This window comes from Methylobacterium sp. WL18 (genome assembly GCF_008040015.1).
Taxonomy (GTDB): Bacteria; Pseudomonadota; Alphaproteobacteria; order Rhizobiales; family Beijerinckiaceae; genus Methylobacterium; species Methylobacterium mesophilicum.
Map to the genome: position 1 here is coordinate 1 of NZ_VRVD01000846.1, position 1,667 is coordinate 1,667.

General features: G+C 70.5%; 1 protein-coding gene. It reads left to right on the plus strand.

Going from position 1 to position 1,667, the window contains the following annotated elements:
* Positions 1-473 precede the first annotated feature (473 nt).
* Positions 474-1,667: diguanylate cyclase (locus FV228_RS28945; protein WP_147857617.1), on the plus strand; the 1,194-nt coding region annotated here is incomplete at its 3' end.

Genomic DNA, 1,667 nt, shown 5'->3' on the forward strand with positions numbered 1-1,667 from the left:
CCGCAAGGCCGAGAAGGCCGAGTCCGCCCCCGCCAAGGGCCGCGGCACCAGCCGCAAGTCCGTCGAGGCCGCCTGACCGCCGGGTCCCGATCTCCCTCCGCGCCGTTCCGCGCAGAGGGAGGATTTCGCGCAGCCGGTCCGCAGCAATCGGACCGGATCGCCGCGCCTTGGGCCGGCCGGATACTGGCTCTCGACCGGAGACGGTCGGGAGCCATGTCGTGGATACCGGCCTGCGCGCCGGCTTCTGCGGCCGGGCGAGAGCGCCCGCCGCCGAAGTGGATACCGGTTCGGCGCAAGCGAGCGCGTCGAATCAAGGACTTAGAGCCGTTCTCGATTACAAGTCGATCGGGAACGGCTCTATTGATCACCGTGGATCGACAACCGCTGATTTAAACCTACGATAAGATTCGCTGTTTACGGTCGTGTCCTGCAGCGCCCGTGAGGGTCGGGCTGAAGGGCCGGGAGCGGAATCGGTGTCGGCAGCGACCACGTCGGAATGCGTCCTGGCCGAGCAGGAGACCCTGCGCCTTCACGCCTTGGGCACGTTCCAGATCGCCGGGACCGCCCCCGAGGAGCGGTTCGACGCCATCGCCCAGCTGGCGGCGCGGCTGTTCCGCGCGCCGATCGCCTACGTCTCGCTGATCGATCAGCACCATCAATGGATCAAGGCGCAAGTGGGCCTCGATCAAGTCGGTCTCGATCCAGCGCCGACAGCCCGCGGCGCCTCGTTCTGCACCCACACGATCCGGTCCGACGATCTTCTGGTCATCCCAGATACGCGGCGCGATCCGCGCTTCTCCGACAATCCCCTCGCTTTGGGACCGCCCTTCGTCCGCTTCTACGCCGGCGCCCCGCTGATCACCGCGGACGGCTTCCGGCTGGGGGCGCTGTGCGTGGCCGACACGGTGCCGCGCCGGCGCTTCCCGGCCCGGGACCGCCGGGCGCTCGCCGACCTCGCCGCCCTGGTGGTCCAGCAGATGACCCTGCGGCGCAGCGAGCTGGCGCGGGTGTCCATGATGGGCTTTGCAAACGCCACCGAGCTGGCGCTGCTGGCGATCAGCCGGGAGGGCCGGATCCGGTTCGCCAACCAGGCCGCCGCAGCGCTGTTCGGCTACACCCACGACGAGATGCTGGGGGAGCCCTTCGATCTGATCGTGCCCGAGCGCATGCGTGCGGCCCACACGGCCGGATTGAAGCGGATCTTCGCAGGCGACGCGGCCAAGGTCGCCGGCCGCACCATCGAGGTGATGGTCCGGCGCAAGGACGGCGCGGAATGCCCGGCCGAGATCGCCCTGTCCGTCTGGCACGACGATGGCGGGCCGAATCTCGGCGCCATCATCCGGGACATCTCGGAGCGGCGCAGGCGGGAGGCCGGCCTGCTCCGCCTCGCCCACCAGGATGCCCTGACCGGCCTGACCAACCGCCGCCGGTTCGAGACCCTGCTGAACGACCTCTACCGGCGCGGCCAGCCGCTCGCGGTGCTGCTGGTCGATCTCGACGGGTTCAAGGCGATCAACGACAGCCTCGGGCACGCGGTCGGCGATGCGCTCCTGCAGGCGCTCGCGGTCCGGATCCCGGCGGTGCTGCCGCGCCGGGCCGTGATGGCGCGCCTGGGCGGCGACGAGTTCGTGGTGCTGCTGCCCGGCACCGGCGACCCCCTGGCGGCG